At 37.3% G+C, this 22,633-nt stretch carries 20 protein-coding genes and 2 rRNA genes; 18 read left to right on the top strand and 4 right to left on the bottom strand.

Annotation, left to right across the window (positions count from 1 at the left end):
* Nucleotides 1-219: 219 nt before the first annotated feature.
* From IGJ93_RS11580 to IGJ93_RS11560, 5 genes are all read left to right on the top strand, one after another.
* Nucleotides 220-3,133, top strand: a 23S ribosomal RNA gene (locus IGJ93_RS11580).
* Nucleotides 3,134-3,225: 92 nt separating this feature from the next.
* A 5S ribosomal RNA gene (gene rrf, locus IGJ93_RS11575) occupies nt 3,226-3,341 on the top strand.
* Between the two features lie 147 nt (nt 3,342-3,488).
* A complete protein-coding gene (locus IGJ93_RS11570; protein ID WP_284590669.1) occupies nt 3,489-4,709 on the top strand; it encodes a metallophosphoesterase family protein in 1,221 nt (406 codons plus the stop codon).
* A complete protein-coding gene (locus IGJ93_RS11565) occupies nt 4,706-7,399 on the top strand; it encodes an ATP-binding protein (RefSeq protein ID WP_284590649.1) in 2,694 nt (897 codons plus the stop codon). The genes IGJ93_RS11570 and IGJ93_RS11565 overlap by 4 nt, the downstream gene beginning before the upstream one ends.
* Nucleotide 7,400: 1 nt before the next feature.
* Nucleotides 7,401-8,345: a 3'-5' exoribonuclease YhaM family protein gene (locus IGJ93_RS11560; RefSeq protein WP_067483098.1), complete on the top strand. Its 945-nt coding sequence runs from the start codon at nt 7,401-7,403 to the stop codon at nt 8,343-8,345.
* 81 nt (nt 8,346-8,426) lie between these two features.
* Here the strand turns inward: IGJ93_RS11560 and IGJ93_RS11555 are convergent, their stop codons facing one another.
* The 3 genes from IGJ93_RS11555 to IGJ93_RS11545 form a co-directional block, all read right to left on the bottom strand.
* On the bottom strand, nt 8,427-9,437 hold the full coding sequence (locus IGJ93_RS11555; RefSeq protein WP_430596952.1) for a peptidylprolyl isomerase: 1,011 nt from the start codon (nt 9,435-9,437) through the stop codon (nt 8,427-8,429).
* Between the two features lie 184 nt (nt 9,438-9,621).
* Entirely contained in the window at nt 9,622-9,972 is a 351-nt protein-coding gene (locus IGJ93_RS11550; protein ID WP_071868900.1) for a YtxH domain-containing protein, read from the bottom strand.
* Nucleotides 9,965-10,399, bottom strand: coding sequence for an HIT family protein (locus tag IGJ93_RS11545; RefSeq protein WP_067483092.1), 435 nt, complete (start codon nt 10,397-10,399; stop codon nt 9,965-9,967). Before IGJ93_RS11545 ends, IGJ93_RS11550 begins: the two co-directional genes overlap by 8 nt.
* A 145-nt stretch (nt 10,400-10,544) precedes the next feature.
* Here IGJ93_RS11545 and IGJ93_RS11540 point away from each other — a divergent pair, with 145 nt between their 5' ends.
* The 4 genes from IGJ93_RS11540 to trmB all read left to right on the top strand — a co-directional run bounded on the left by IGJ93_RS11540 (nt 10,545) and on the right by trmB (nt 14,273).
* Nucleotides 10,545-11,279 carry an ABC transporter ATP-binding protein gene (locus IGJ93_RS11540; RefSeq protein ID WP_067483090.1) on the top strand — a complete coding sequence of 245 codons (735 nt, stop codon included), beginning with the start codon at nt 10,545-10,547 and terminating at the stop codon, nt 11,277-11,279.
* On the top strand, nt 11,276-12,487 hold the full coding sequence (locus IGJ93_RS11535; protein ID WP_067483088.1) for an ABC transporter permease: 1,212 nt from the start codon (nt 11,276-11,278) through the stop codon (nt 12,485-12,487). Before IGJ93_RS11540 ends, IGJ93_RS11535 begins: the two co-directional genes overlap by 4 nt.
* A gap of 288 nt (nt 12,488-12,775) precedes the next feature.
* Entirely contained in the window at nt 12,776-13,558 is a 783-nt protein-coding gene (locus IGJ93_RS11530) for a phosphotransferase family protein (protein ID WP_172843754.1), read from the top strand.
* Nucleotides 13,559-13,622: 64 nt separating this feature from the next.
* Complete coding sequence (trmB, locus tag IGJ93_RS11525) at nt 13,623-14,273, top strand: tRNA (guanosine(46)-N7)-methyltransferase TrmB (RefSeq protein ID WP_067483086.1); 651 nt, start codon at nt 13,623-13,625, stop codon at nt 14,271-14,273.
* 289 nt (nt 14,274-14,562) lie between these two features.
* On the opposite strand, the gene ade is transcribed toward trmB, so the two are convergent.
* Nucleotides 14,563-16,290 carry an adenine deaminase gene (ade, locus tag IGJ93_RS11520; protein ID WP_311798257.1) on the bottom strand — a complete coding sequence of 576 codons (1,728 nt, stop codon included), beginning with the start codon at nt 16,288-16,290 and terminating at the stop codon, nt 14,563-14,565.
* Nucleotides 16,291-16,421: 131 nt separating this feature from the next.
* On the opposite strand from ade, the gene comGA reads away from it, so the two are divergent.
* The 9 genes from comGA (at nt 16,422) to IGJ93_RS11475 (ending at nt 22,603) form a co-directional block, all read left to right on the top strand.
* Nucleotides 16,422-17,423, top strand: a complete 1,002-nt coding sequence (gene comGA / locus IGJ93_RS11515; protein ID WP_285701371.1) for a competence type IV pilus ATPase ComGA — start codon at nt 16,422-16,424, stop codon at nt 17,421-17,423.
* On the top strand, nt 17,368-18,417 hold the full coding sequence (gene comGB / locus IGJ93_RS11510; protein WP_370629938.1) for a competence type IV pilus assembly protein ComGB: 1,050 nt from the start codon (nt 17,368-17,370) through the stop codon (nt 18,415-18,417). The genes comGA and comGB overlap by 56 nt, the downstream gene beginning before the upstream one ends.
* Nucleotides 18,414-18,725, top strand: a complete 312-nt coding sequence (gene comGC, locus IGJ93_RS11505; protein ID WP_071868905.1) for a competence type IV pilus major pilin ComGC — start codon at nt 18,414-18,416, stop codon at nt 18,723-18,725. Before comGB ends, comGC begins: the two co-directional genes overlap by 4 nt.
* Nucleotides 18,706-19,158, top strand: coding sequence for a competence type IV pilus minor pilin ComGD (comGD, locus tag IGJ93_RS11500; RefSeq protein ID WP_218657968.1), 453 nt, complete (start codon nt 18,706-18,708; stop codon nt 19,156-19,158). The genes comGC and comGD overlap by 20 nt, the downstream gene beginning before the upstream one ends.
* A gap of 25 nt (nt 19,159-19,183) precedes the next feature.
* A complete protein-coding gene (locus IGJ93_RS11495; protein ID WP_067483077.1) occupies nt 19,184-19,486 on the top strand; it encodes a hypothetical protein in 303 nt (100 codons plus the stop codon).
* A 31-nt stretch (nt 19,487-19,517) separates the two neighbouring features.
* Nucleotides 19,518-19,868, top strand: coding sequence for a competence type IV pilus minor pilin ComGF (gene comGF, locus IGJ93_RS11490; protein WP_258173288.1), 351 nt, complete (start codon nt 19,518-19,520; stop codon nt 19,866-19,868).
* A complete protein-coding gene (comGG, locus tag IGJ93_RS11485) occupies nt 19,846-20,214 on the top strand; it encodes a competence type IV pilus minor pilin ComGG (protein WP_067483073.1) in 369 nt (122 codons plus the stop codon). The genes comGF and comGG overlap by 23 nt, the downstream gene beginning before the upstream one ends.
* A gap of 171 nt (nt 20,215-20,385) precedes the next feature.
* Nucleotides 20,386-21,393, top strand: a complete 1,008-nt coding sequence (locus IGJ93_RS11480) for a class I SAM-dependent methyltransferase (protein WP_067483071.1) — start codon at nt 20,386-20,388, stop codon at nt 21,391-21,393.
* Between the two features lie 25 nt (nt 21,394-21,418).
* Nucleotides 21,419-22,603: an acetate/propionate family kinase gene (locus tag IGJ93_RS11475; protein WP_067483069.1), complete on the top strand. Its 1,185-nt coding sequence runs from the start codon at nt 21,419-21,421 to the stop codon at nt 22,601-22,603.
* The last annotated feature ends 30 nt before the right edge of the window (nt 22,604-22,633 follow it).

Here is a 22,633-nt window from a genome sequence, read left to right as displayed (position 1 = left end):
TTACGGAGACTACACACGTTTGTCATCATTACTTTGTTCAGTTTTGAGAGGTTTACTCTCAAAACACTTTGTTCATTGAAAACTGGATATTTGAAGTAAGATCAAAACAAACCGAGAACACCGCGTTGAATGAGTTTTTTAATAAGTTCAATTGCTTATTTTTCTTGACTAGTTTCTATCGCTAGAAATGATGTCAAAACCCAACCGTAAGGTTGATAAGGTTAAGTGAATAAGGGCGCACGGTGGATGCCTTGGCACTAGGAGCCGATGAAGGACGGGACTAACACCGATATGCTTTGGGGAGCTGTACGTAAGCTATGATCCAGAGATTTCCGAATGGGGGAACCCAGCATCTTTTATAGGATGTTACAAATATGTGAATACATAGCATATTTGAGGTAGACGCAGAGAACTGAAACATCTAAGTACCTGCAGGAAGAGAAAGAAAATTCGATTCCCTGAGTAGCGGCGAGCGAAACGGGAAAAGCCCAAACCAACAAGCTTGCTTGTTGGGGTTGTAGGACTCCAATATGGTAGTTTTTTCAGATAATCGAATGACTTGGAAAAGTCAGTCAAAGAGGGTAAAAACCCCGTAGATGAAATTTGGAAGACACCTAGGAGGATCCTGAGTACGGCGGAACACGAGGAATTCCGTCGGAATCCGGGAGGACCATCTCCCAAGGCTAAATACTCCCTAGTGACCGATAGTGAACCAGTACCGTGAGGGAAAGGTGAAAAGCACCCCGGAAGGGGAGTGAAATAGAACCTGAAACCGTGTGCCTACAACAAGTCAAAGCCCGTTAATGGGTGATGGCGTGCCTTTTGTAGAATGAACCGGCGAGTTACGATTGCATGCGAGGTTAAGTCGAAGAGACGGAGCCGTAGCGAAAGCGAGTCTGAATAGGGCGTTTGAGTATGTAGTCGTAGACCCGAAACCATGTGATCTACCCATGTCCAGGTTGAAGGTGCGGTAAAACGCACTGGAGGACCGAACCCACGTACGTTGAAAAGTGCGGGGATGAGGTGTGGGTAGCGGAGAAATTCCAAACGAACTTGGAGATAGCTGGTTCTCTCCGAAATAGCTTTAGGGCTAGCCTCGGAATTGAGAATGATGGAGGTAGAGCACTGTTTGGACTAGGGGCCCATCTCGGGTTACCGAATTCAGATAAACTCCGAATGCCATTCATTCATATCCGGGAGTCAGACTGTGAGTGATAAGATCCATAGTCGAAAGGGAAACAGCCCAGACCACCAGCTAAGGTCCCAAAATATATGTTAAGTGGAAAAGGATGTGGGGTTGCACAGACAACTAGGATGTTGGCTCAGAAGCAGCCACCATTTAAAGAGTGCGTAATAGCTCACTAGTCGAGTGACCCTGCGCCGAAAATGTACCGGGGCTAAACATATTACCGAAGCTGTGGATAACACCTATGGTGTTATGGTAGGAGAGCGTTCTAAGGGCGTTGAAGGTAGATCGTGAGGACTGCTGGAGCGCTTAGAAGTGAGAATGCCGGTATGAGTAGCGAAAGACAGGTGAGAATCCTGTCCACCGAATGACTAAGGTTTCCTGGGGAAGGCTCGTCCGCCCAGGGTTAGTCGGGACCTAAGCCGAGGCCGAAAGGCGTAGGCGATGGATAACAGGTTGATATTCCTGTACCCGTTGTTTTTGTTTGAGCAATGGAGGGACGCAGGAGGCTAAGGAATGCAGACGATTGGAAATGTCTGTCCAAGCAGTAAGTCTTAGGTTGAGTCAAATGCTTAATCTTTTAAGGACAAGCTGTGATGGGGAGGGAAATAATAGTACCGAAGTTCCTGATGTCACACTGCCAAGAAAAGCTTCTAGTGAGAAAACAACGGCCCGTACCGCAAACCGACACAGGTAGTCGAGGAGAGAATCCTAAGGTGAGCGAGAGAACTCTCGTTAAGGAACTCGGCAAAATGACCCCGTAACTTCGGGAGAAGGGGTGCTGATCGTCAGATCAGCCGCAGTGAATAGGCCCAAGCGACTGTTTATCAAAAACACAGGTCTCTGCAAAATCGTAAGATGAAGTATAGGGGCTGACGCCTGCCCGGTGCTGGAAGGTTAAGAGGAGTGCTTAGCGTAAGCGAAGGTACGAATTGAAGCCCCAGTAAACGGCGGCCGTAACTATAACGGTCCTAAGGTAGCGAAATTCCTTGTCGGGTAAGTTCCGACCCGCACGAAAGGCGTAACGATTTGGGCACTGTCTCAACGAGAGACTCGGTGAAATTTTAGTACCTGTGAAGATGCAGGTTACCCGCGACAGGACGGAAAGACCCCATGGAGCTTTACTGTAGTTTGATATTGAGTGTCTGTACCGCATGTACAGGATAGGTAGGAGCCGTAGAAATCGGAACGCTAGTTTCGATGGAGGCGCTGGTGGGATACTACCCCTGCGTTATGGCCACTCTAACCCGCACCACTAATCGTGGTGGGAGACAGTGTCAGATGGGCAGTTTGACTGGGGCGGTCGCCTCCTAAAAGGTAACGGAGGCGCCCAAAGGTTCCCTCAGAATGGTTGGAAATCATTCGAAGAGTGTAAAGGCAGAAGGGAGCTTGACTGCGAGACCAACAAGTCGAGCAGGGACGAAAGTCGGGCTTAGTGATCCGGTGGTTCCGCATGGAAGGGCCATCGCTCAACGGATAAAAGCTACCCTGGGGATAACAGGCTTATCTCCCCCAAGAGTCCACATCGACGGGGAGGTTTGGCACCTCGATGTCGGCTCGTCGCATCCTGGGGCTGTAGTCGGTCCCAAGGGTTGGGCTGTTCGCCCATTAAAGCGGCACGCGAGCTGGGTTCAGAACGTCGTGAGACAGTTCGGTCCCTATCCGTCGCGGGCGTTGGAAATTTGAGAGGAGCTGTCCTTAGTACGAGAGGACCGGGATGGACTTACCGCTGGTGTACCAGTTGTTCTGCCAAGGGCATTGCTGGGTAGCTATGTAGGGAAGGGATAAACGCTGAAAGCATCTAAGTGTGAAGCCCACCTCAAGATGAGATTTCCCATTTCTTTAAGAAAGTAAGATCCCTGAGAGATGATCAGGTAGATAGGTCAGAAGTGGAAGTACAGTGATGTATGGAGCGGACTGATACTAATCGATCGAGGACTTAACCAAGAATGGTAAAAGAAAAAAACTCGGTAGAGTTGAGATTACTTCAAATCCAGTTTTGAGTGAGCAAAAGCAAACTCAATAAGATAACACCACAGTGTGGTGGCGATAGCGAGAAGGATACACCTGTAACCATGCCGAACACAGAAGTTAAGCTTCTTAGCGCCGATTGTAGTGAGGGGTTGCCCCTTGTGAGAGTAGGACGTCGCCACGCAACGGTAAAAAACAGATGAGTGATTAAGCTCATCTGTTTTTTTGTATTCTCATAAAATTTCTATATTAAAAAAGCGAACAAACTTTCGTATTCGGGTGAAAAAAACACATAAAAATGTTATGATAAAAGAAAAAAGGAGGGAATTTGATAGTGAAATTTATCCACGCGGCTGATTTACATATAGATAGATCTTTTGAAGGATCCATTCCATTCGATAAACGTGTTCAAGAAAAATTAATACAGGCAAATCAGATTGTTCTAGCAAATATTGTAGATCAAGCAGTGTTCCATGAAGTTGACTTTGTTCTGTTTGCTGGAGATACTTTTCATCAAAACAAACCTTCACTTAAAACACAAAAACACTTTTTTGAACAAATGGAACGTTTAAACCGAATAAATATTCCTGTATATATGATTTTTGGAAATCATGATTATTATCAGAAAGAAAGATACTGGTTTGAATTTCCTGAAAATGTTCATTTGTTTGTAGATGAAGAAGTAAAAACAAAAGTGCTGAAACTAAATTCGGGTGAAAAAGTTGCTATCAGTGCTTTTAGCTATTGTCATCCATGGATACAACAAGAAAAAGTACTAGAGTTTCCCTCTCGAGCAAATGTCGATTATCATGTTGGAATGTATCACGGGGAATTGGGCACAAAAGATCATAGTAACTATGCTCCATTTAGTTCCAGTCAAATGCAAGAAAAAAATTATGATTATTGGGCGTTAGGTCATATCCATGTTCCAACTATCGTTAGCAATCATGGAAGAATCGTATATTCTGGCGCACCTCAAGGACACACGAGAAAGGAACAAACTTCAACGTCTGTTTCATTAGTAGAATTGAAGCGAAGTGAATATCAAACAACGCCTATAGAAGTAGCTGAAGTATATTGGCATCGTCAAAAAATTTCTTTTGAGCAAGTTCGAACAACTAACGAGATTTTCCCCATGGTTCAACGACAACTGGAAATTTCTAACAATAAATTTCATCTAATTGAGCTAGAGATTGTTAACTATGAACATTTAGGAATGGATATTGTGGAGCGAATTGATTCTGGTGAAGTATTAGAATATTTAATTGAAGAATTAAGAAAGTATACATCAAATTTATTTATATGGCGTATTGTTCTTATGAAGGATACTGTTCAGAAACAAATAACCGTAACTGTTTCAAAAAAATTGAAGTATCAATTATTTGAAAGTTATCAAATTCCTCAAGATTTCAAACAAATTTTGAGTGAATTGTATAGCCATCCAGAAGCAACAAAATTATTGAATGAGTTACCTGATTATCAGAGTGAGACATTACTTGCTGCACAAGAATTAATCAATCAGGATTTTCAATTCAAGGAGGATAATGAATGAAAATTTTACGGATTGAAATTAATGCTTTTGGAAAATGGCGTCAAAAGAGTTTTGATTTTTCTTCAGGTAATCAATTGATTTATGGCGAAAACGAAGCAGGAAAATCGACTGTTTATCAGTTTATTCAAGCAATCCTCTTTGGTTTTCCATCAAAAGGGAGAAAAAAGAAAGACTATACACCAAAAGATGGAGCGGCTTATGGTGGTCGTGTCTGGTTCGAACATCCTGTTCATGGTGAATTTATGGTCGAGCGCTATAAACAACAGAATCGTGGAAAGGCAAAAGTTGTTTTTGGTGAACAAACAGGAAGTGAAGTACTCCTAGGACAGCTGATTTCACCATTGACTAGAGAATTATTTCAGCAAGTTTTCACTTTTCAACAAGAACAGTTATCAGAATTGGATCATCTTAGAGAAAAAGAACTACATGATATGCTGATTTCACTAGGTATTACTGGAAGTTCACAAGTTTTTCAAAAGCGACAAGAGTATTATAATCAAGCTCAAAATTTATATAAGAAAAAAGGTCAAAAATTACTTATTAATCAAAAATTAAATAGTTGGAAAAGTTTACAAGAAAAAATTTATCAGAAACAAGCACAAGAAGATTTTTTTAGCCAACTTGTAATGCAAGAGCAGGCTGCAAAAAAAAAGCAAGATAAGTTGAGACAAGAATTATCAAAGAACAATGAAAAATTATTGCAACTAAATCAGCAAAAAATCAATTTTTCACTTTATGAAGAATGGCAAGAATTACAAGAAAATACACTTAATGAATTACCAAGTGAACAGTTGCTGACAGATTTGCAAGAGTTTTCTAGCAGGTATCAACAAATGAGTGAACGTTTGGAAGAACTAGAATCAACGTTAGAAAAACATAGCGGCATGGATCAGCAATCAGCACGATACTATTTTTTCTTAGAACAAGAAACAGAATTAAAAGCTCTTTTAAAGGAACAGACTCAAGTTGAGCAGTTAGTCAATGAATGGCAAAGACTTCAGGTAGAAACACGAGAAACAGAAGCAGAGTTAAAGATTTTAGAACAGCGCTGGGGTTGGCAAAGACAAAATCAGCCAGTAGAATTTCAGCAAAGCCCCGAATGGAAGACACTGTTTTCACAAAATAGACAATTTAAAGAAGAAGACCAACAATTGACAATTCGACTACAAATTGCAAAAGAACAACAGGAATTGATTGATGCAGAAATTAGCCAGTTAGAAGCGCGGTACCCTTTTCTTTTACAGAACCAGCAGATGGAGAAAAAAAAGCGGAATAGTATTCCTTATATGGTTGCTGGTGGAGTTTTCATCGTCCTAGGCTTGTTATTGCCTTTCCCTTGGAAAATAATCTCATTACTTGGTGGAGCAGGGCTTGTAGGAAGCTACTTTCTTAACAAAGAAAAAGATAGCAAAAGTAATTCATTAGAAGTCAAAGGAATGTGGCAAGAAAAACTGGGGCAATTGGATGTCGCTTCTGCACAAATCGCAGAAGTTGAAGAAAATAGGAAACAAAATCAACGAATGCAACAACAGCTTGATCAACAAGTACAGTATTTGGCTACTCAATGGTCCCTAAAGCAATTGAATACAGTGGAGCTGATGAAGGAGTATGGTCAAGAAGTTACGGATTATCAACGTCTTTGTGCTATTTATGAACGAAAGCAAAAAAGAGAAAGAGAGATTCAAGAGAAGTTACTATTCCTAGAGCAAAAATTTGATGTTGTTCAAGAATGGCTACCAGTTCAAGATAAACTCATTTCTGAAAAAATGGACCTACTGGCACAATTTGTTCAAGAAATGGAACAAATGAAATTTGCTCGTAGCTACCAGCAAAATACCTTACTCACGCAAGAAATTAATCAATTGAAGAAGAAACAAAAAGCGTGGCTACAAGAGTATACGCAACAACTTAATGAGGCACAGCTTGCTTATCCATCTGAGGTGCCACTATTTCTGCAAAAAGCCCACGAAACGATTCAAAAAAAAGAAAGACTTGCTGAGTTAAGTAAAATAGTAACACCATTATTTCCTGAAAAAATGACACGCGTATTTTTAGAACAAGAAATCATTCGTTTAGACCAATTGCAACGACAACGACAACTAGAAGAAAAAGCTGCAAGTGAACAACAACAACGCTTGAGCATTCAAGTTGAGGAATTACAAAAAGATGGTACACTTGATGAACTGTATCAAGAAGAAAGCCGTCAAAAGGCAGAATTAGAACACTTGATGGTGCAGTGGGGAGCATATGAAGTTGCCGGCACTTTTTTAGGCGATCTATCGACTGAAATGAGTGAGCGACAATTGCCACAGTTGTTAAAAGAGGCTACTTATTATTTTGGATTACTAACTGACGGCAAGTATCAAAGGATTTTATTAAAAGAAGACTTGCTGACGCTCACAGATGGAAAGACAGAGTTTCCTATTTATGAACTGTCTACAGGTACCAAAGATCAATTAATCATGGCAATGCGGTTTGCTTATCTTTCTTTGGAAGCAAATCGAGCACTTTGTCCAGTAATTATTGACGATGGATGGCTACATTATGATTCGCACAGAAAGTATTACTTAGCAAAACTTTTAGCAGAGTTTGGTAAAAAGTATCAGATAATTTGTTTTTCTTCTGACAAAGAAATGTTAAGCTATTATCAAGAGTTACAACAATCCGTGAAAAGGTTAGAAGGAGCATAAGATGAAAAAAATTCGTGAATTAGTCATTGATGAACAGTTTGAATTGTTCGTCTTAATAAAAAATGCTGATGTAAGAATGGCAAAAAACGGTAAAAAATTTATTGCGTTTACTTTCCAAGATACTTCTGGAACGATTGATGGAAAATATTGGGATGCTTCTGAGGAAGAAATCAGCAAATTTACTGCGGGAACTGTGGTATTTTTGAGTGGTAAAAGAGAAATGTATCAAGGAAATCCTCAAGTGAAAATTATCCATATGCGTTTAACAAAAATTGATGAACCTAGTGACCCTAGTCTTTATATGGAACGGGCGCCAATAAAAAAAGAAGTAATGGAAGAAGAAATCAATCAATTATTGTTTGAAATTACGAATGCACACTGGAATCGTATCGTACGGTATTTATTAAATAAATATCAAAAACAATTTTTTGAGTTTCCAGCAGCAAAAAGAAATCATCATGCGTTTGCTAGTGGTCTAGCTTATCATACATTAACGATGCTTCACTTAGGAAAAGCAATTGCAGATGAATATCCAGAAATCAATCGCGCATTACTATATGCTGGGATTATTTTACATGACTTGGGTAAAGTCATTGAGTTATCTGGTCCAATGTCAACAGAATACACGTTAGCTGGTAATTTGGTAGGGCATTTAGTCCTTGTAGATGAAGAAATTACTAAAGCTTGTATTGCATTGAAAATCAGTGAAGAAGATGAAGATGTTTTAGTGCTAAGACACATGGTGCTAGCACATCATGGGTTATTGGAATATGGTTCACCTGTGCGACCAAGAATCATGGAAGCTGAAATTTTACATCAAATTGATAATATTGATGCGTCAATGCAAATGATGTTGACTTCTATTCGTCAAACGGAACCTGGAAAATATACAGATCGAATTTTTGGTATGGATAACCGCAGTTTCTATGTACCAAAAGAGATTTAACTAGTTTGTTTAAACAATAAAAAAAGAAGTAAAGCGACTCAATTTCACGAGTCTGCTTTACTTCTTTTTTAATTACAAAATTTATTTTGAAGAGTCTGTAGTTACTGTTTCTGAGCTATCAGTTGCTTCAGTTGATTTTTCTGTAGATGAAGAGTCTGTTGATTTTTCAGAATCAGATGTTGCTTCTGAACCTGAAGAAGATGTTGTGAATGCGCTCAAGACACTTTCGAAAGCATCGTCTTTGATTTTCACATTAGCTTCTTTTAATACTTCACCGATAACTTTTGTTGTAAATGCGCTATCGTTCAATTTTGTTTGAGTGGCGATTTCTTTTAATTCATCTTTGTATTTATCCATGTCGTCGCCTTTAGAAGAAGTTTTAACCATTTTTACAACGTAGTAATCAGTTGCATAAGTGGAAGCATTTGTTGCAGAAATCACGTCAGAAATTTCTCCATCTTTTAATTTAAAAGCAGCTTCTTTCACTTCGTTAGGGACAGTTGTTGTTTCAGAATCAAATTTGATTTTGCCACCGTCATCTTTAGTTGTTGTATCAGTTGAGTTTTCTTTTGCTAATTTAGTGAAATCATCACCTTTGTCAGCTTTTTCTTTGACACTTTTTGCATCATCTTCACTTGAAAGTTTGATGATTTGTGCTTCAACTTCTGGATGGAAAGATTCCCAAGCAGTTTTTAAGTCATCTTTAGTGATATCAACATGTGCTTTCAGGCCAGCTTCAAGAGCTAGGTTGTTACGGATATAATCTTTGTAAGAATCTTCTGTGTAACCAGCAGCTTTCAATTGAGATTCAAAACCATCACCTAATGATTCTGCTTGTTTTTTGTATTCAGCATCAACTTTTTTATCAGTTACTTTGTCGCCATATTTGTTATTGAATACTTTGTAAATAATCATTCGTTGAACTAAAGTTTGGTTAGATGATTCCAATTTTGCTTCGTCATAAAAGTCAGAAACAGTGATTGTTCCACCTTTCATTGTAGCGATATCTTTGTTTGTACCATCAGAACAAGCAGCTAGCGTTAGGACAGCTAAGGCACTAGTCGCTGCTAAAATTATTTTTTTTCTTTTCATTTTAGTTTTGCACTCCTGTTTTTTTATATTTAGTTGTTCACATCTACAACTATACCATATTCTAATTCCTAAAAAAAAGCTTCTAGTGAATAGTTTCAAAGAAAATTCATGTTTTAATCACATTCATTACGAGAGTATAACAAAAAAACAGTTTAGAATGCATAATCGTTGTATTTTGACTCAATTAATGAAGATTTTCTTCAGGAAGTTCAGGTAAGTTTGCAGAAATTTTTTCTACTTGTTCTTGGATTTGAGCAATTCTTGGTTCTGCTTGAAATTTAAATTCCAGTACATCTTTTTGAATAGAGTCTTGAAACTCTGGAATAAGGGTAGATGCCGTTTCTTTTGTTTCAATCAATGCCTCTTTAAAGTGGCTGAGACTATTATTTAAATCCATCGTTAAATCAGCAGCTTCATCTAACTCGTCAATTAATTTTTGGCGGGTATCATTGCCACTTCTTGGGGCAAAAAGAAGTCCACCTACAGCACCTACAGCTGAACCAAATACGAGACCTTTAAGAAAGTTTTTAATCAATGTCGTTCACCTGCGCTTCAATGATTTCCTGAATAGCTGTCAATTCACTTGCTGAGTAATCTGCTTGATGATTACCAAAATGAATTGAAAAATCATCTGTTTTTGCGTAGCGTGGTACCAGATGGATATGCGAGTGAAATACTGACTGGTATGCCAACTCGCGATTGTTATTCAAAATATTTAAACCTTTCATATCAGGAAATGCCTTTTCTAGACCACGAGCAATTTTCGGCACACGTGAAAAGACAGCACCAGCTAGTTCTTGGTCGTAATCAAAAATATCAGAAACGTGGCGTTTGGGTACGACTAAGGTGTGGCCCTTTGTAGCTTGTGATAAGTCCAAAAACGCATACACTTTGTCATCCTCATAAATTTTATAGCTAGGAATTTCTTGGTTGATAATTTTGCAAAAAATACAGTTTTCCATTCGAGACATCCTTTCTGCTAAGAATATTTTGGCTAAGTTAACTTTACCATAAGTTCCGATGGTTGTAAGGAAAAAAACAAATTGTCGCCATTTTCTTCATGGTATAATAAAAGAGCGAGTAAACAAGATCATTGGAGGAAAAGAAATGAGTTTAACGATTGAACATGTGACGGGGGGATATGGACATCTTCCTGTTTTAAAAGATATAAGTTTTGAAGTACATTCAGGTGAAATGGTTGGCTTGATTGGCTTAAATGGTGCTGGTAAAAGTACCACGATCAAACATATCATTGGGTTGTTAGAAGCAACTAAAGGAAAAATTGAAATTGATGATCTAACATTAAAAAGTGATAGTGAAAATTATCGGAAACAAATTGGCTATATTCCAGAAACACCTTCATTATATGAAGAATTAACTTTACGTGAACATATTGAAGTGACTGCTATTGCTTATGATATTCCACTGGAAGTAGCGCTGAAACGAGCAGAAAAATTATTAGAGACGTTTCGCTTGGAAAAACGTTTAGACTGGTTTCCTGCTAATTTTTCAAAAGGAATGAAGCAAAAAGTCATGATTTTATGTGCTTTTTTGATTGAACCATCGCTATATATCATTGATGAACCTTTTTTAGGACTTGATCCTTTAGCAATCAATGCGTTGTTAGAATTGATGGTTGAAATGAAACAAAGTGGTTCTGCGATTTTGATGTCAACGCATATTTTGGCAACTGCTGAAAAATACTGTGATCGCTTTATTGTTTTACATAATGGTGAAGTTCGAGCACAAGGGACACTACAAGAGCTAAGGGAAGCATTCAATCTTCCGGATTCATCACTGGATGAGATTTATGTCGCATTAACGAAGGAGCAAGAAGCATGAATGATTTTTTTCGAAAACGTTTAGCTAGACACCAAAAAAAAATGCTAAAGTATATGCGCTATGTTTTCAATGATCATTTTGTGTTAGTTTGTCTTTTTTTGGTGGGAGGAATTGGCTTTTATTATTCCAGTTGGCTAAAGAATTTAACACCTTCTTTTGTATTTGGTGGACTGATTGTTTCAATTTTTTGGCTGCTTAGCTTAGCGGTAGGAAAAATTGCTACTTTTGCAGAGGCAGCAGATATTGTTTTTTTATTGCCGAAAGAAAAAGCAATGCGAGCGTACTTAAGTGAAGCGTTTCGCTATTCTTGTGTATTTCCATCAGTTGTTTTATTTTTAGCTAGTGGATTTGCAATGCCGTTAATAGTAGTGAGTACCGGTCAGCCATTTTCAATGTACCTAATCTATTTGGTCTTACTTATCAGCCTAAAAACGGGTCATCTACAAGTGAAACGGGCAGAACTTTTTCGATTTTCTAGTCAAGTGTTACGTTGGTTTAAAATGGGATGGTATGTTTCAGCTTTTGCCATTTTATTACTTACTTTTTATGCATCCATTTGGTTAGGTTTAGCTGGTTCCTTGATACAAGCAGGTATTTATTATTGGTATTTATGGCGAAAAAATGAAGTACAGCTTGATTGGGAAAAAATGATTCAAATGGAAGAAAGCCGCCTTCATCAAATTTATCAATTTATCAATTTATTTACCGATGTACCAGAAATTTCAGCAAAGGTAAAACGACGTCGTTACCTAGATCCGCTATTGAAGAAAATTAAAGGGGATCAAAGTAAAACATATCTTTACTTGTATGCTAGACGATTTGCCCGTGGTTCAGATTTTAGTGGACTATATTTGAGATTACTATTGATTGGCAGTTTACTGATCGTAGGGGTAACAGATTTAACATTTAGTCTGATTATTGGCGCATTATTCTTGTACTTGATTGGTTTCCAATTGCTACCATTGTATAGTCAATTTCGCTATATGGTGTTAGTTCAATTGTATCCTGTAAAAGAGGCGCAGAAAAAAACAGCTATTCAGCAATTATTGTTGGGAATATTAGTTTTAGCAGCTCTTATTTTTGGAGTAATTGCAGCGTTTGTTTTGTCTGGAATAGAACGCTGGATTCCTATTTTGGTTTATCTGATCTTTGTTTTTCTGTTCGTAAAAATGTACGTTCCTACACGTCTGAAAAAACTGGCAGAGTAAGAACTGTCCAAGACGAAATGAGACTGAGACAAAACTAAAAATCCAGTCATTTTTAACGCATCTTTTAATTTAAAAAACGCCTAAAATCAACGTTTTCAAAAACGAATTTTAGGCGTTTTTTCTATTTAAGCTAATTTTGTCTTAGCCCCTATTTTTCTTTTTTAGAAAAGTTGGTTTTTTGAATGAAAAAATGCTGAAAAAGAACGTATATGTGCTTGACGTTATGTGTCTGGGCGACTAGAATAATAATTACTGCAAATGAAAGAGTTTAAGAGGATGGGAGAAAGCATGATGGAGTTTCAGTTAGACCAAGAGTGGCGGTTACGGCCCATCAAAGGTGATACAGGAAAAACATACATAGGCATGCGTGATGAGGATAAGGTCTTCATCAAGCGTAATACGACCCCCATGCTTGCTGCGTTATCTCGAGAAGGAATTACTCCAAAACTTGTTTGGACTAAAAGAACAGGGAACGGAGATACATTAACAGCTCAAGAGTGGTTAGATGGTCGCTTATTGACTACCGCAGAAATTGGGCAAAGAAACGATGTTATTGATGTTTTATACCATTTACATCATTCTGAATCATTAAAAACAATGTTGAATCGAATAGGTGGTCGCGTTGTCACACCTGAGACGATGTTGAAGAAATACAACCAAGAACTCCCAGAAATACTAAAAAAAAATCAGTTTATCCAACTTGTGCATCAATTTTTGAGTCAACAGGTTCCTCATACAGATAAAAAAGATTTTGCTGTTGTTCATGGAGATGTGAACCATCGTAATTGGCTAGTCTGTAAAAATTATTTATATTTAGTTGATTGGGATTCAATCATGTTCGCTGACCCAGCAGTTGATATTGGAACGATTTTAGGAAATTATGTTCCACTTTCAAATTGGAATCAATGGTTGATTAGTTATGGTATTCGCCCAACGAATGAAGTTCTCGAGAAACTTCACTGGTACGCGGTGATGAATTTATTACAAGAAATTACTCGGTATTGCCTTCGAGGAGATGACCGACGAATGAATGAAGAAATTTTACAATTAAAACGAATTTTTAGTGGCTGAGGTTGAGCCCAAACTCTTTGGAGATTTGGCCAACCTTTTTTATTTGAGAAAGGAATTATGAATTATGCGTGTTAGAAATCGTCCTGGTGCAACAGAATTATTAGCGGCACACCCAGAGTTTGTTATTAGTGATCCAACTGAATGGAAAGGTCAATGGGCTGAACTCTTTGGTAACAATCATCCAATTCATATCGAAATTGGAATGGGAAAAGGTCAATTCATCAATGGAATGGCAAAGGCACATCCAGAAATCAATTACATTGGCGTGGAAATGCAAGTCAGTGTTATTTCTCTGGCATTAGATAAATTGATTGAAGAGCCGCTACCTAATTTGAAATTACTTCATGTTGATGGCTCAGCACTGACAGAGTATTTTGCGGACAGTGAAGTCGATCAGATTTATTTGAACTTTTCTGATCCATGGCCAAAAAAGCGTCATGAAAAACGTCGTTTGACTTTTAAAACCTTTTTAGCGGTGGATGAACAAATTTTACGACCAGCTGGTGAAATCCATTTCAAAACAGATAATCAAGGATTGTTTGAGTATTCCTTAGCAAGTTTTTCACAGTATGGTATGATTATCAAACAAGTCTGGCTTGATTTACATGAGAGTACATTTGAAGGAAATATTATGACAGAGTATGAAGAAAAATTTTCTTCTCGTGGCCAACGGATTTATCGAGTGGAAGCGCAATTTAAAGATAAAACAAAATAATTAAAAGGAGGTGTGACAAAAGTCTTGTCACACCTCCTTTTTTCGAATAAGGGATATTCCTAAATCAACTCTTCAAAATCATTCACAACAATCTAAAAATATGGAACGCTATTTTTGTCAGCTATGAGTGATTTTTCGGGGTTAAGTGCGTTGTGCCATAATATTCAGTTGTAATGTTCAAGAAGTAATTTCTTCCAAGTAAACTTAAATTACGCAAAAATTTGAGAAACAAGTTCTGGTATTTTTTTTTATTTACTAAGCGGATTATTTCTGCTACAGACATTTTTTGTTAGCATGGCGGAATAAGTTGGAATTTTGAAAAGGAAAAAAGTCCCATATCTGTGATTTTTAACTCAGGAATAACAGATAATGTTAAAAATGATAAGGTCAAAAAGGGATCGAAGAGCTGACTAGCACCAATTTGATGGGCAGCATTTGTTAAGCTAGTTAATTCTTGATTCACTTCTAAAAAAGGTTTTTGAGACATCAATCCGCCAATCTTAAGTGGTAAGCTTGCCAATTCCTGTTGATGATTGACAGCAATCATGCCACCACCTTTTTTGATTAGCTGTTCTATAGCAAAAAGCATATCTTCATCGTTTGTTCCGACGACAACAATATTATGAGAATCATGCGAAATCGTAGTTGCTAAGGCGCCCTCTTTTAGTTCGAAACCTTTGACGATACCCAGACCAATATTTCCAGTTTCTTTGTGTCGTTCAATAACAGCAATTTTCAGGTAATCTTTTTCAATAGAAGGAACAAAGACCCCAGATTGAACAGTGACTTCTGCAAGTAAATCATTGGTAATCAAGCTGTTAGGAATAATCTCGATGATATGGGCTTCATTTGAATTTAAAGGCAGGTTTAAAGAAGCTTTTGTTAGAGGTGCAACTGCCATGCTTGGTAAGTGCTCAATCAGAGAATTTTTTGGTTGTTCACTTGTTTCACTGATAAAGTTTCCATTGGTCACAAGTTGTTCACCATTATGAAATACTTCTCGAATTGGCAATGTTTCAAGGTTATCTGTTAAGAAAAAGTCGGCTTGATAACCTGGCGCAACAGCGCCAATCGTGGATAAACCGAAACATTCCGCTGCATTTAGTGTTGCCATTTGGATTGCTTGCAATGGGTCCATCCCTAATTCAATCACCTTTCGGACGATATAATCAATCGATCCTTCACTCACTAAATCATTAATTAACTTATCATCAGTAACAAAAAAGCAACGTCGAGAATTTTCTGGGGTAATGGCTGGAAAGAGAGCAGCTAAATCTTTTGCAACAGTCCCTTCACGAATCATCAAGTACATCCCTAAATCAAGTCTTTCTCTCGCTTCTTCAGCAGTCGTGGCTTCGTGGTCAGTCCGAATACCAGCAACAGGATAAACATTCAACGCATCACCAGTAATTCCAGCTGCGTGGCCATCAATTTTTTTGTGATGATCAAGCATTAATTGAAGTTTGTCTAAAATTTCTGTTTCAGCATTTGCGACTGCTTGATAGTTCATTACTTCAGCAAGGCCAAGAACTTCAGGCATTTCTAAGAAGGTCGCCAAGGTTTCGGCATCTAGGACAGCGCCATTTGTTTCAAAAGGTGTAACGGGAACACAAGAAGGGAGCATGAAAAAAATATTCATCGGTGCTTTTTTAGCATCTTCCAGCATGAATTTCAAGCCGGTACTGCCAGCAACGTTTCCAATCTCATGAGGATCTGTTACAACAGTTGTCACACCATGCAACACAGAAATTTTAGCAAATTCTTGTGGACAAAGCAGAGAGCTTTCAATATGAACATGCCCATCAATAAAACCTGGAACTAAGTACTGATGATTTGCATCGTAAGTTTGTTTCCCTTCATATTCGCCAATTCCAATGATTTTCCCGTCACTGATAGCAAGAGTACCTGACATAATTTTTCTGGTAAAGACATTGACGATTTTGGCATTCTTGATAACTAAATCTGCTGGTTGTTGTTTGCTCGCAACTAAAAGATGTTTTTTTAGCAATGATTCCAAGGTGGCGCCTCCTAAGATAAATTTTTAATAGTATAACACAAATTCGGATTTAGCCAACATTTTTTATGAAATTATCAAAATCTACGATAAAAAATTGATAAAAGCGTATGTTTTTATTGGAGGGGAGGATAATGGACATTAAAAAATTATCAGATAAAATCATTGCAGATGCCTACAAAAGAAGAATAGAAGATGTTTACATTTTGCCAAAAGCAGAAGATTATCAACTTTTTGAACGTAAAGGTAAAAACCGAACATTAAAGCAGAATTTTTCAAAAGAAATAGGCCAACAGTTGATTTCCAGATTCAAGTACTTAGGGCAAATGGATATTGGTGAAAAAAGAAAAGTACAATCTGGTGCACTGACTTATGGGAGCGAGCATTCAAGTGTCAATGAGAAAATTCGATTGAGGCTCTCGTCTGTTGGGGATTATCAGCACCGAGAAACCTTGGTGATTCGTTTGCTTTATCCACTTAGTGACCAGCATTTTCGCTGTTTTTCTACAGAAGATCTAGTAGCATTACACCGGTATACTAAGGAAAGAGGATTATATCTCTTTAGTGGTCCGGTCGGATCAGGAAAAACATCTTTAATGTATCGTTTAGCCCAAGAAAATGCAGAACAAATCATTACGGTGGAAGATCCTGTAGAGCTGGAAGAAGCGACATTTTTACAACTACAAGTCAATGAGAAAATTCACCAAAGCTATGAGGAACTGTTAAAACTTTCTTTGCGTCATCGACCAGATCTATTGATTGTTGGAGAGATAAGAGATGCGTTAACTGCCCAAATGACTTTACGTGCGGCATTGACTGGCCATCGGGTGTTTGCCACGATTCATGCTAGAGAGCTAGCAGGGATCCTGCCAAGAATCGAAGAATTGATGGGTTACCAGCAAGCATTAATAGACTGTTTAAAAGGGATTGTTTATCAAGAAATACTACCAGATAAAGAACAGTCTTCTGCTGTGTTATGGAGTTATCAGTTTTTTGAAAAAATACAGGAAGAACCAACTAAGCGAAGTGATAAAGAGGCTACCTTTCAAGTGGTGAAAGAAAAATGTTGGCAAACAAGTCATCTTCAGGCAGAAAGAAACGACTGGAGGTCATATCCATTTGAAGAAATTGAATAAAAAACAGCAACAACAGTTTATACAAATCATTGCTGATTTATTGAGCAATGGCTTCAGTTTGCAAGAAGCATTGCAGTTAGTAATTAAGTTGAAATTATTTCCGGTTGAACTACTAGAACAAGCTCAAAAAATAGTGATTTCTGGTGGATCATTTACGGAAATACTAGCTTACTGTGGATTTAATAAAACTTATCTTGTACAGGTGGAATTGGCTGAAGTTCACGGGAATTTAATAACTACATTGGAAAGCATAGCCGACCAATTTCAACGAATGGGTGCATTTCGCAAAGAGTTGCAAAAATTATTAAGCTATCCTGCATTGCTTTCGTTGTTTTTGATTGGCATCTTGTTTAGTATGCGTCAAATTGTCTTACCACAGTTGTTAATTTCAGAGATGGTTCCCCAAAATCATTGGGGAATTCAGTTGATCCAAACATTTCACTGGTACGTGTTCGGCATTTTGATGTTGCTAATTCTTTTATATGGAGCTATTCGATTTTTTGATCGGAAGGGAAATTCATTACGGCGGAGTCAGTGGCTTAGTCAGTTGAAAATTTTAGGTCCAGTTTATACGTTGTATCAATCTGCTTATTTTTCGTTGGAATTAGGGAAACTTTTTAATGAAGGTCTTGAGTTGAAACAAGTCGTTTTTTGTTTAAAAGAGACAAAAACAGGAAGCTTGATGCAACAGTTAGCTTTACAAATGGCAAATGAATTGGAAAAAGGAATTTCATTAGCAACTCAACTTGAAAAATACTCTTTTTTAACCGAAGAGTTCAGCACAATCGTTCAGCAAGGAGAGTTAAAGGGAAATTTAGGTAAAGAATTATTATTTTATAGTAATTACACACGACAACATTTTTTTGAACGGTTAAATCGATGGTTAAGTTGGATTCAACCCGTACTCTTTTTAGTGATTGCTTGTTTAATATTAATGATTTATGCAGCGGTTTTATTACCAATTTATGGAAATCTTGAGGAGGTTATTTCATGAGGATAGAAAATGTAAGTAAGAACGAGCAATTTAAGGTAAATCTATCGAGAAAGGCGAATGCGTTTACTTTGATTGAAATGCTGATAGTTTTGTTAATTATCAGTGTGTTGATTTTATTATTTGTACCCAATCTTTCAAAATACAAAAATCATGTGGATAAAGAAAGCCAAGCAGCAGTGGTTCAGTTAGTTGATACACAAAAAGAATTGTATGCTTTACAAAATGATGGAAAAGTCCCAACTATTGATGAGCTACTTGCAGAGGGCTATATCAAGCAAGAACACGCAGATGTCTACAATAAGAAATAAATACGCAGGGTTTACTTTAGTAGAATCATTAGTTGTTTTTCTAATTACGTTGTTCTTCGTAGCAGTTCCTATTTTTTCGTTTGATCATTTGCAAAAAGACATAGTGGTGCATCAATTTTTCAGTCAGTTTGAAAAACGAATTTATGCAACGCAAAAGATTGCGATTGTTAGTCAGCAAGCGACTCGAATGCATCTAACCGATAATCAACAAAAAATTTACTTTGGTGTACCTAAATACATCACGTTTGATTGGGCATATCTAAAAATACCAGAAAATTTAAAAATTCAACGTCATGGGACAGTGACTTTTGCTGGTCGAACGGGAAATAACAGTTCACTAAAAACTTATCAGTTTTACTGGCCGAAGAAAAAACAAACAATTACTTATCAATTCCAGTTAGGAAGTGGTCATTATACGAAAAAAATCGAATAAGTCTGGCTACATATTATTGGAAACAATGACAGCATTGGGTTTAACCTTAATCATCGTCTATGGCATCAGTGCACATCAGACCTTTTTGTTAGAGCAAGGACAAAAGAGTAATCGAGAAGTTCAACTTGCACGCATTATTTATGAAGAGGCACGAAATTACCGGCTGCATGAGGGAGCAAAATATATTACTCGAGAACAACCAATAAAAAGTAAGATTGTTTTTCAAGCAGAACAAGGTGCTATTCAAAAAGTCGGGATTGAAGTTAAGGGGAAGGTCGTATTGGAAATTGAAAAAAATTCAGAAGTATCCAAGCTTTACTCTGATTGAGTGTTTGATATCTTTTCTTGTTTTTAGTGGAGTGATACTAACAATTACCTTGATTATTCGACGCGCAGACCAGGTAGATCAGTATTTACAAAGGAAGGATCAAAAAGAATGGTTGATTTTTTTGACGCAATTTGAAAATGAAGTGGCGGGTAGCACATTACTGGATATACAAAGCAGACAATTTTGCTATGTGATAGAAAATAAAACGTATATTATTGAACAATATCAATCAGTTATTCGAAAAAGACAAGTTGCTGGCGGACATCAACCAATGCTCATGAATGTGAGCGAGTTTAGTTTTGAGGAGAAGGGCAATGAAGTCATACTGGAAGTTAAATTTGAAAACGGAGAACGAGGGTATGGCAAATGGACGAAGCCATGACCAACGAAAGAAAAACAGGGTTAAGGGAAACATTTTATTTTCTACTTTATTATTGTTTTTGCTTTGTGGCTTTTTATTAACAGCAGTGGTTGATAGCTATCGATTAACAATTGATTTTAATCAACGAACAAAGTTTTTTTACATAGCACAAACAATGAAGGAGCTTTGTCTATCAGAACTTTTACAAGCTGAAAATACAACACAGAGAGGTAAATATATCTATACTACAGGAGTAGTTGAATATGAGATTGAAAACGAAAAGATGAAATTTCAAATTACAGTTGATACATTTGACTTTTATTTTACAGAAACGATACAGAATGATACAGTTAGTAGTACAGAATGAAGGGATAATCATGAAAACGTCCTCTTTTCTGTTATATCACTGTTTTAGCTAAAGAATGTTTGCCGTTTCACAAACAAAAAAACTGTGAAAACGATTGAAATTTTTGTGATTGTCCGATAGAATTAAACAGGTGAAAAAATTGTTATAATATATCTAGAAATGAGGTGCACCATGTTACCAGAAAAAATGGAGCAAGGGTTTAATCAAAACCTTGAAGCAATTCAGCTGCTACAAAATGCATTGGGAACTTCCTTTTTAGAGGCTTATGTCGAGAATGCTGAAAATTTAAATGATGATTATCAAGTTCGGGTAGTTGATGGCGTGCCAACACCAGAAGTTGTCCAACAAATTGAGGCTCTTTATAAAGAGTTGCAAAAATTGTCTTTTGAACCAGAAGAGTGGCGCCGTCTGTCACAATTGCTTTTATTAAAAGGTGGTCAAACAGAACGACTGCAAGCAAATCATCAGCTAACACCAGATAGTATTGGTTATCTATTTGTTTTCTTGATTGAACAGTTGTTCACAAATAAAAAAGAAGCAGTCAAAATTTTAGATATTTCGGCTGGAATGGGTAACTTACTACTAACAGTTCTTTTAAATTTGAAGATTGCCAACTATCAAGTTGAAGGATTTGGTGTAGATATTGATGATACGTTGTTGTCCGTGGCTGCGTCGACAAGTGAATTGACAAAAGCAAACGTGCAGTACTTTCATCAAGATGGTTTACAGGATTTATTGGTTGACCCTGTGGATGTAGCTATTAGTGATTTACCAATTGGTTATTATCCAAACGATCAAAAAGCGAGTGAATTTTTGACAAGCGCAGATGAAGGTCATAGTTATGCACATCATTTATTGTTAGAACAATCAATGAAATATGTAAAACCAGATGGCTTTGGTTTGTTCTTGATTCCAAGTAACTTCTTAGAAACTGATCAAAGCGAAATGATCAAAAAATGGTTTAAAGAAGAAGGCTATCTTCAAGGGATGGTTCAGTTGCCAGATGAATTATTCCGCAAAAAAGAATCACAAAAAAGTATTTTAATTTTACAGAAAAAAGGTCCGCAAGCGAAACAAGTCAAAGAAGTATTGCTTGTTAAACTTGCTTCACTTAAAGAACCAGAAAAGGTGACAGAATTCTTTAAAGAATTTGAAGATTGGAAATCATCTGCTCTGTAATCATTCAAAATAGAAGGAGAGTACTATGTCTAAAACAATTGCAATCAATGCTGGAAGTTCAAGTTTAAAATGGCAATTATATCAAATGCCTGAAGAAACAGTTATCGCCAAAGGAATCGTTGAGCGTATCGGTTTAAGCGACTCTATTTTTACAATTAAATATGGTGACAATCAAAAGTTCGAACAAATTTTGGATATCGCTGACCATGACATAGCTGTTAGAATGTTATTGGATCAATTGATTGAATTAACAATCTTGAGTTCTTATGACGAGATCACAGGTGTTGGACACCGTGTCGTTCATGGTGGAGAAACTTATAGTGACTCTGTTGTTGTGACTGACGAAGTAATGGAACGAATTGCAGAATTGGCAGAATTTGCCCCATTACACAACCCAGCAAACTTGATGGGAATCAAGGCATTCAAAAAAATCTTGCCTGATATCATCAGTGTTGCAGTATTTGACACATCTTTCCATGCAACTATGCCAAAACATAACTACTTGTATAGTTTACCAACTTCTTACTATGAGGACTTTAAAGTAAGAAAATATGGTTTCCATGGTACAAGTCATCGATATGTTTCAGAACGTGCAGCTAGTCTATTAGATAAACCAATTGAAGACTTAAAAATCATTACTTGTCATTTGGGTAATGGCGTTTCTATTACCGCTGTTGATGGTGGAAAATCAGTAGATACATCAATGGGATTCACACCGCTAGCAGGAGTAACAATGGGGACTCGTTCAGGTGATTTAGATCCAGCTGTTTTACCATACTTAATGGGTAAATTAGATTTGACAATCGATGAAATGATTACAGTTTTAAACAAAGAATCTGGTTTATTAGGCTTAACAGGATTATCAAGTGACATGCGTGATCTAGAGAAAAATTACGAAAAAGATCATATCCGCTTAGCTTATGATATTTTTGTTGACCGTATTCGTAAATACATTGGTGGTTATGTAACTACTATGAATGGCGTTGATGCAATTGTCTTTACCGCTGGAATCGGTGAAAATGATGCACACGTACGTAGTGAGATCATTAAAGGAATGACTTGGTTTGGGTGTGAAGTGGATCCCGAATTGAATAGTATTCGTGGTGAAGAAGTTGAAATTTCAACACCAGAATCCAAAGTGAAAGTGTTAGTTATTCCAACGGATGAAGAACTAATGATTGCTCGCGACGTGGAACGTTTACGCGGATAATAAAATGTTGAAACAGAAGGGATGCTAAAC

It is taken from the genome of Enterococcus sp. DIV0174, assembly GCF_050529065.1.
GTDB classification, from domain to species: Bacteria; Bacillota; Bacilli; order Lactobacillales; family Enterococcaceae; genus Enterococcus_B; species Enterococcus_B thailandicus.
Note: the sequence above shows the minus strand (reverse complement) of the source record. Positions and strands in the feature narration are given on the sequence as shown.

Bases quoted from the DNA above. Each gene is read 5' to 3' on its own strand.
- IGJ93_RS11555 (WP_430596952.1), bottom strand. From the start codon at position 9,437: ATGAAAAGAAAAAAAATAATTTTAGCAGCGACTAGTGCCTTAGCTGTC.
- IGJ93_RS11535 (WP_067483088.1), top strand. From the start codon at position 11,276: ATGAATGATTTTTTTCGAAAACGTTTAGCTAGACACCAAAAAAAAATG.
- IGJ93_RS11480 (WP_067483071.1), top strand. From the start codon at position 20,386: ATGTTACCAGAAAAAATGGAGCAAGGGTTTAATCAAAACCTTGAAGCA.
- comGG (WP_067483073.1), top strand. From the start codon at position 19,846: ATGGCAAATGGACGAAGCCATGACCAACGAAAGAAAAACAGGGTTAAG.
- IGJ93_RS11530 (WP_172843754.1), top strand. From the start codon at position 12,776: ATGATGGAGTTTCAGTTAGACCAAGAGTGGCGGTTACGGCCCATCAAA.
- IGJ93_RS11475 (WP_067483069.1), top strand. From the start codon at position 21,419: ATGTCTAAAACAATTGCAATCAATGCTGGAAGTTCAAGTTTAAAATGG.
- comGD (WP_218657968.1), top strand. From the start codon at position 18,706: ATGTCTACAATAAGAAATAAATACGCAGGGTTTACTTTAGTAGAATCA.
- comGA (WP_285701371.1), top strand. From the start codon at position 16,422: ATGGACATTAAAAAATTATCAGATAAAATCATTGCAGATGCCTACAAA.
- IGJ93_RS11560 (WP_067483098.1), top strand. From the start codon at position 7,401: ATGAAAAAAATTCGTGAATTAGTCATTGATGAACAGTTTGAATTGTTC.
- trmB (WP_067483086.1), top strand. From the start codon at position 13,623: ATGCGTGTTAGAAATCGTCCTGGTGCAACAGAATTATTAGCGGCACAC.
- IGJ93_RS11565 (WP_284590649.1), top strand. From the start codon at position 4,706: ATGAAAATTTTACGGATTGAAATTAATGCTTTTGGAAAATGGCGTCAA.
- comGC (WP_071868905.1), top strand. From the start codon at position 18,414: ATGAGGATAGAAAATGTAAGTAAGAACGAGCAATTTAAGGTAAATCTA.
- IGJ93_RS11545 (WP_067483092.1), bottom strand. From the start codon at position 10,399: ATGGAAAACTGTATTTTTTGCAAAATTATCAACCAAGAAATTCCTAGC.
- IGJ93_RS11540 (WP_067483090.1), top strand. From the start codon at position 10,545: ATGAGTTTAACGATTGAACATGTGACGGGGGGATATGGACATCTTCCT.
- IGJ93_RS11495 (WP_067483077.1), top strand. From the start codon at position 19,184: ATGACAGCATTGGGTTTAACCTTAATCATCGTCTATGGCATCAGTGCA.